Genomic DNA, 6,553 nt, shown 5'->3' on the forward strand with positions numbered 1-6,553 from the left:
CAAGACCAAAGGTCAATACCGGACGTCCAATATCATCAATCATCGCATAGAGCTCAGGGTCATCACCGCAGACCACTGCCAAACCATAAAACGGCATATTTTGTAAAAACTGAATGTAAGCTGCTTTTAATTTATCAAAACTATTGCCATAGGTTTCCATATGATCTTGATCGATATTGGTGACAATCGCTGCCATCGGACGTAATGACAAGAATGACGCATCAGATTCGTCTGCTTCTGCAATTAAAAAACGACTGCTACCAAGCGCAGCATTTTTACCTGAAGCGTTGAGCTTACCGCCAATCACATAAGTAGGATCAAGCTTTCCTTCTGCCATCATAGTAGTCAACAAACTAGTCGTCGTGGTTTTACCATGCGCACCGGCAACCGCGATACCATGACGATAACGCATCAACTCACCAAGCATATCGGCACGGCGAACTACAGGAAGACGCGCTTCCAATGCTGCTTTTACTTCAGGATTGCTACGGTCAATGGCAGACGATACGACGATGACATCCGCATTAGCAATATTTTTAGAATCATGACCGATAGCAATATCAATACCAATCTGTGCCAAGCGTTTGGTCACTAAGCTCTCAACAATATCAGAACCACTTACTTTATAGCCTTGGTTATTCATGACCTCAGCGATACCACACATCCCTGAACCACCAATACCGATAAAGTGCAGATGCTGAATACGGCGCATTTCTGGTATTTCAATCAAACGTTTGGTTAAAGCTTTAGCAGAGGTAGGCATAGCGTTTTCTCTTTTTATAAGACGGATAAAATATAATGAGGTAAAAATATCAGGCGTTTATTTGTTTATCTATAAAGTTTGCCAGATAATATCAGCAACGTGTTGGCAGGCTTGGCGATTGGCAAGCGCATGACCTTTTTTTGCCATTTCTAAGCAAGCGCGTCGATTAAGGGCTGCAAGCTCTTCGCTCAAGCGTTTGGGCGTCAATTCATTTTGCGGTAATAAGATCGCTGCTTTATGTAACGTCAATGTCCGCGCATTCGCTGTTTGATGGTCATCAACCGCACTTGGCAATGGTACAAAAATCGCGGCAATACCGACATTTTGGATTTCAGTAACGGTCAAGGCACCAGCACGGCAAACAATAATATCTGCCCAGTTATAAGCCGCTGCCATATCATCAATAAAGGGCTGTACGGTAAACTGATGCGTACTTAAATTCTCACTATTATATGCCGCTTGCGTAGCCGCTTCGTTATTGCGTCCACATTGATGCCGCACTTCAAACGGACTCTCTATCAATGCCAATGCTTTTGGCACGGTCTCATTTAGCACTTGTGCACCAAGTGAGCCGCCAACCACTAGCAGCTTTAATGCTGAGTGGTCATTTATATCATAACGTGCCACAGGTTCAGCGACTCCAGTAATCGCATTACGTACTGGATTACCGACTGTTTCAAGTTTTGCATCAAGCTGACTATTACCAAAAGTATTCTCAAATGCTTGCAAGACTTTGGTCGCCATCTTCGCCAAATAGCGGTTACTCATGCCGGCAATCGCATTTTGCTCATGGATAATAAGCGGTGTCTTGGTCAGACGCGCAGCAATTCCGCCGGGTGCGCTAACATAACCACCAAAGCCGACAACCATATCAATATTATTACCACGAATAATTTTGATAACCGCCATAGTCGCAGACAGCAAGGTCACGGGCATCTTAAGCAGACGTCCAATTCCTTTACCGCGCAAACCTTGCATCTCAATCGCATGAAAAGGATAACCAGTCGGTGCCACCAGACCATTCTCCATGCCATTTGGTGTGCCTAACCAATGAATAACCGCACCGCGCTTAGTCAGTTCTTCACTAACTGCAAGTGCTGGAAATACATGCCCGCCAGTACCAGCAGCCATCATTAGTATGTGCGGTGTTTTCATTGGATGCCTGCCTATCTTTTTTGTATTGATATGAAGGACTTACTGTCCTATAGCTATCTTAATCATCGGGTCATAAGAGCTGTTTAAAAGCCCGCATAGTATAGTGTAAATCTTGGTCCGATATATAGTCATTTCTGACTGACCAATAACAAAAATCCAAGCCGTGAGTAATCGCGACTTGGCTTTGATCAATACCGCTAAATCGTTATAAAAACGCTAGTTCCCTGACATTTTAACGATATATGTTAGCACAACTATTTTTGCTCATTGTGCCAGTAGATAAGTATTACATTACTCTATTCTTACAGCTCCTATCGGCAACCAAGCTCAGTAACCGATTTTAGCAACCTATCAGATTTTCAGTTTTCGCTCGATAGCGATGATAAAATCGGTCGCAATGTCTGTACCGCATTGGTCATCAATCTCACGCACACAGGTCGGACTGGTCACGTTAATCTCCGTAATGCGTCCACCGATTAGGTCTAAACCAACGAACATCAGACCTTTTGCTTTGACAATCGGTGCAACGACTTCTGCTACTTGACGTTCGATATCGGTCAGCGGCATGGCCACACCGCTACCACCGGCGGCAAGATTCCCACGGGTTTCACCTTTCGTTGGAATACGAGCCAAGGTATAGTCAACCACAGTGCCATCAACAATCAATACACGCTTATCGCCCTCTTTAATTTCTGGCAGGTAACGCTGCGCCATAATCGGCAGCGTTTCAAGCTCCGTTAACATCTCAAGCGTCACGCCAATATTAGGACTGTCAGCAATCAGGCGGAATATACCCGTACCGCCCATACCATCTAACGGCTTAACAATAACATCTTGCTGCTCATCGATAAACTTACGAATATGCGCCTGTTTACTGGTCACAATCGTTGGGCTCATATAGTCACTAAACCACGTCGCAAACAATTTCTCATTACAATCACGAATGGCTTGTGGGTCATTGACCACCAATACGCCTGCTGCTTTGGCATGGTCAAGCATATAAGTGGCATAAATAAAGCGCATATCAAACGGTGGATCTTTACGCATCAAAATCACATCATAATCGCTAACTGTGCTCGTCTCTTTTTCACCCAATGTATAGAAATCTTCAGGATCACGCTTGACCGTAACAGACTGCGTATCGACCATCAACTGCCCACGATCGAGCCATAAATCATAAATCTGGCAATAACCAAGGCGGTGACCGCGATCTTGCGCCGACCACATCATGGCAAGGCTAGTATCCTTTGTATAATTAACTTGCTCAATAGGATCCATAATTACAAGTATATTCAAAGATTTTTTTGGCTGTTCTAAGCTCATAAGAAGACTCATTTACATGATGTTATTAATAGATAAAATACACGAAAATCACATATCATTACGCCAATATAGGCAAATATAGATAGCAATAATTGCGATTAACTATACGCCATAATGGGCACGATAATACTGCATTTTTGCAAGTTGGGTTGCGTCTTTGTTCGGATTATCGGTCTCTGCCAAATAGCTGATTAAATCATCAATATCAACAAGGGCGCGCACTGGCACATTTAAAGTTGCCGCCAGCTCCTGAATTGCCGAGCGCTCTGCTAAGCCTTTTTCCTTACGGTCAAGCGCCACAATAATACCAGCAACATGTGCGCCTGCTTGTTCTAAAATCTCAACCACTTCACGCATCGCTGTACCAGCGGTAATGACATCATCCAATACCCAAACGGCTTTGCCATTGACATCAGCGCCGACCAAATTACCGCCTTCACCGTGCGTTTTTGCTTCTTTACGGTTATAGCCCCAGTTGGCATTGATGCCATGATATAGCCATAAAGCCTGTGCGGTTGCTGCCACAAAGGGAATACCCTTATAAGCGGCACCAAAGATAACCAATTCTTGTGCACCTTGACCATCGTTCGTAGCCGCAATCTGTTCAGCTAGAGCATCTGCATAACCACGCGCTAATAACGACAACATCTCACCTGATGCAAGCAGACCTGCATTAAAAAAATACGGGCTAATGCGACCAGACTTTAAGACAAACTCGCCAAACTTTAAGACTTGATTATCTAAAGCCAGTTGAATAAAGGCATGAGAGGAAAATGGGGCATTGTTAGTGTATTGGGCATGGGGCATTAGAGGATTCCTATGAACAAAAAGAAAGATTAAAAACAGTTATGATGACGCGCATTATAGGCGTTGGCGCTTAACTTGACCAACCATTGATATCATAATCTTGCATATTGGGATATCGGGTCAAAAGACCGCAACGTGATGAGAGGTCGAAATAACAGTGACCATCGCTACTCAGTTGAATATTCCAACCCAAATGATGAGCGGCAATGATCACATGCCCTGCAAAAATTTGAATTTGCCGATAGGCATGTCGCTGAGCAGGCTCACAAATACTCTGACTGAGTAAATAGCTGCGTATATGTTGGCAAATTTGCGCGGCACTATAACTATGGTTGATACTTTTGCGGCGGCTGCACTGCTTTAAAGCATGGACAGCAACGCTACACGCCATAGTATCAGTCGCTAAACTACCCTCGCCTAACTCGAACTGCTGCGGCTGCAATATTACGTGCCAGTCATCAGCATATATACTATTTAAAAGCTCATCAGGATTATAGCGTTTGGTCAGGGTGCGCAGAGATAATGCAGCAGACGCTTTGGTTTTAGCATTAATATCTTTATCAACCTCCCCGCTCTCAACCTCTGAAAATCCATAACGATTCAATCTTGGATACGCCCGGATTGCTTGTTGAATATCTGACATATCTAGCAAAACCATCTCATTTAACGACGACATTAGTGGCTGCTCGCTATGATTGTGATAAAAACTATCAGGGAGCGCTATCAATTTAGCAGCGTTTAGTAATGATAAATGTTCTGCCAATGCCTCTGAAGCAATGAGCGACCATTTTGACAAGCTGTCCTTATCAGGCTGATAAAAACGGGCAGCATTGCCATATAATCGACGTAACTGCCCATTTAAGCGTCGCGCTGGTTCTGGAATATCCGTTAACGGTCTTGCAGGATCTAATGGCACTTGCGTCGGATCAAAATTAGGATGCACAATCGCAGGCTGGTCACTACTGAATAAAACGGCTGATTGCGCCGTATTATTGTTTGCAAACTGACCCTCTGCCACAAGATCAACACTGAATAAACCCTCATCAGAAGTAAAAGGCTGGGTCATGAAATCTCCCTAAGTAAGTACTTTTATACAATAGCACTCATGAACAATATATTAGAAAACGTATTTAAGTGCTATAGCGATTCTATCAATCTTGATGAAGCAAAATATCTTGATAACCGCTTTGCCAATCAGGGTACGTCAGCCACGCTAACGGAATATTGCTATGTAGGCGCTTTCCGGTCATGGCGCTATTTTTATCGTCACGTGTTGGCAGCGCTTCACCCAGTTGCTCACATAGCCAAGTGGTCAGCGCAAAGGAAGTCACTGGTAGATAATCGGTTGCAATGTAAATAGGCTTTGGTTCCTCTATCGTCAATACCTTGACAACAATATTGACCAAATCAGAGTCCATAATGCGATTGGTCCACGCACCAGCTGCTATCGGCTGTTTCTCTGACTCTTTGGCTTTACGCACACGCATTAAGCGCTCGCGTCCATAAATACCACTTGGGCGGATGATAATGGCTCTATCATCAAAACCTTGTTGCAGTACCTGCTCTGCTTGCAATATAACCTGTGATGCTTCGCGTTTAGGCAACATTGGTGTAGTATCTTCATCAATCCATTCACCATTATCTTGCCCATAAATTCCTGTTGAAGAAATAAAAACAATGCGTTTGAGCGTAGGTAGTTTGTTAGCAAGCGCCGCTAAATGCTGGTTAATCGCCAAATAGCTGTTGTGATAACCATTGGTTGAGTACTCATCAGGGGTGACGATGATAGCAATATGAGTAAAGTCTTGCAGTTGCTCAGCGCTAAGCGTCAACGCATCTGCTTGCATAAATTTGGCATGATCGCTCAATGCGTAATTTTGACGTTCACGACGTGCCAGTCCTGTGACGTTAATACCGTCTTGAGCAAGCTTATTGGTCACTGCTAATCCAATGTCACCTTGACCGATAATCAGTATATTGTGCATATCCACCATAGCTTCTGCCTGCCTTTCATATGCCGCTTAAAGTGCGGTTAGCTACTAAAAATAACGTCTATACGACAGCTGTACATCGTCATTGGCGTCGATACGATCTTGCCATTCATAATTGGCATTGATACGTAATGCTTGTTTTTTATCGATATCATATTGCAAACCTAAAGTCGAGATAGGCTGCCAATAGTGACCACGCACATTAGAGTCGTCGCTGCTGCCATGATACCAATATGGCAGTTGCAATTCAGCCTGCGCACGTAACTGATTGTTAATTTGATAACGACAACCAGCGTTCACACCTGTACCGACACGAAAGCCCTTATTGATACCGCGTCCAGTTTGCGCCGTGCCTGATAAAAAAGTATAGCAAAGCTGCAGTGGCATCTCGCCTGTGCCAGTGCTCGGCGTGCCAAACGCCCAAGACCAACCAGACTCATAGCCCAGGCTCCCTACCAGATGATCGGTACTGTCTTGTTGAGAGCCATCATTTACACGCGTTGCCTCGATACTC

At 44.1% G+C, this 6,553-nt stretch carries 6 protein-coding genes and 1 pseudogene; all 7 read right to left on the reverse strand.

Going from position 1 to position 6,553, the window contains the following annotated elements:
* A partial coding sequence (locus tag VLN09_RS05185) for a UDP-N-acetylmuramate--L-alanine ligase (RefSeq protein ID WP_325244341.1) occupies positions 1–763 on the reverse strand: 763 nt, incomplete at its 3' end.
* A 69-nt stretch (positions 764–832) separates the two neighbouring features.
* Positions 833–1,918 carry an undecaprenyldiphospho-muramoylpentapeptide beta-N-acetylglucosaminyltransferase gene (gene murG, locus VLN09_RS05190; RefSeq protein ID WP_325244343.1) on the reverse strand — a complete coding sequence of 362 codons (1,086 nt, stop codon included), beginning with the start codon at positions 1,916–1,918 and terminating at the stop codon, positions 833–835.
* Positions 1,919–2,269: 351 nt separating this feature from the next.
* Positions 2,270–3,241 (reverse strand): glutathione synthase, encoded by a 972-nt coding sequence (gene gshB / locus VLN09_RS05195; protein ID WP_325244345.1) that lies wholly within the window; start codon positions 3,239–3,241, stop codon positions 2,270–2,272.
* Between the two features lie 102 nt (positions 3,242–3,343).
* Positions 3,344–4,048, reverse strand: coding sequence for an orotate phosphoribosyltransferase (gene pyrE, locus VLN09_RS05200; protein WP_325244347.1), 705 nt, complete (start codon positions 4,046–4,048; stop codon positions 3,344–3,346).
* A gap of 70 nt (positions 4,049–4,118) precedes the next feature.
* On the reverse strand, positions 4,119–5,114 hold the full coding sequence (locus VLN09_RS05205; protein ID WP_325244349.1) for a hypothetical protein: 996 nt from the start codon (positions 5,112–5,114) through the stop codon (positions 4,119–4,121).
* A gap of 85 nt (positions 5,115–5,199) precedes the next feature.
* Positions 5,200–6,039 carry an SDR family oxidoreductase gene (locus tag VLN09_RS05210; RefSeq protein WP_325244351.1) on the reverse strand — a complete coding sequence of 280 codons (840 nt, stop codon included), beginning with the start codon at positions 6,037–6,039 and terminating at the stop codon, positions 5,200–5,202.
* Positions 6,040–6,087: 48 nt separating this feature from the next.
* Positions 6,088–6,553, reverse strand: a pseudogene (locus VLN09_RS05215) (hypothetical protein); the annotation flags it as partial.

The sequence above is a fragment of the Psychrobacter sp. genome, assembly GCF_035469765.1.
Taxonomy (GTDB): Bacteria; Pseudomonadota; Gammaproteobacteria; order Pseudomonadales; family Moraxellaceae; genus Psychrobacter.

Bases quoted from the DNA above. Each gene is read 5' to 3' on its own strand.
- murG (WP_325244343.1), bottom strand. From the start codon at position 1,918: ATGAAAACACCGCACATACTAATGATGGCTGCTGGTACTGGCGGGCAT.
- gshB (WP_325244345.1), bottom strand. From the start codon at position 3,241: ATGAGCTTAGAACAGCCAAAAAAATCTTTGAATATACTTGTAATTATG.
- pyrE (WP_325244347.1), bottom strand. From the start codon at position 4,048: ATGCCCCATGCCCAATACACTAACAATGCCCCATTTTCCTCTCATGCC.
- VLN09_RS05205 (WP_325244349.1), bottom strand. From the start codon at position 5,114: ATGACCCAGCCTTTTACTTCTGATGAGGGTTTATTCAGTGTTGATCTT.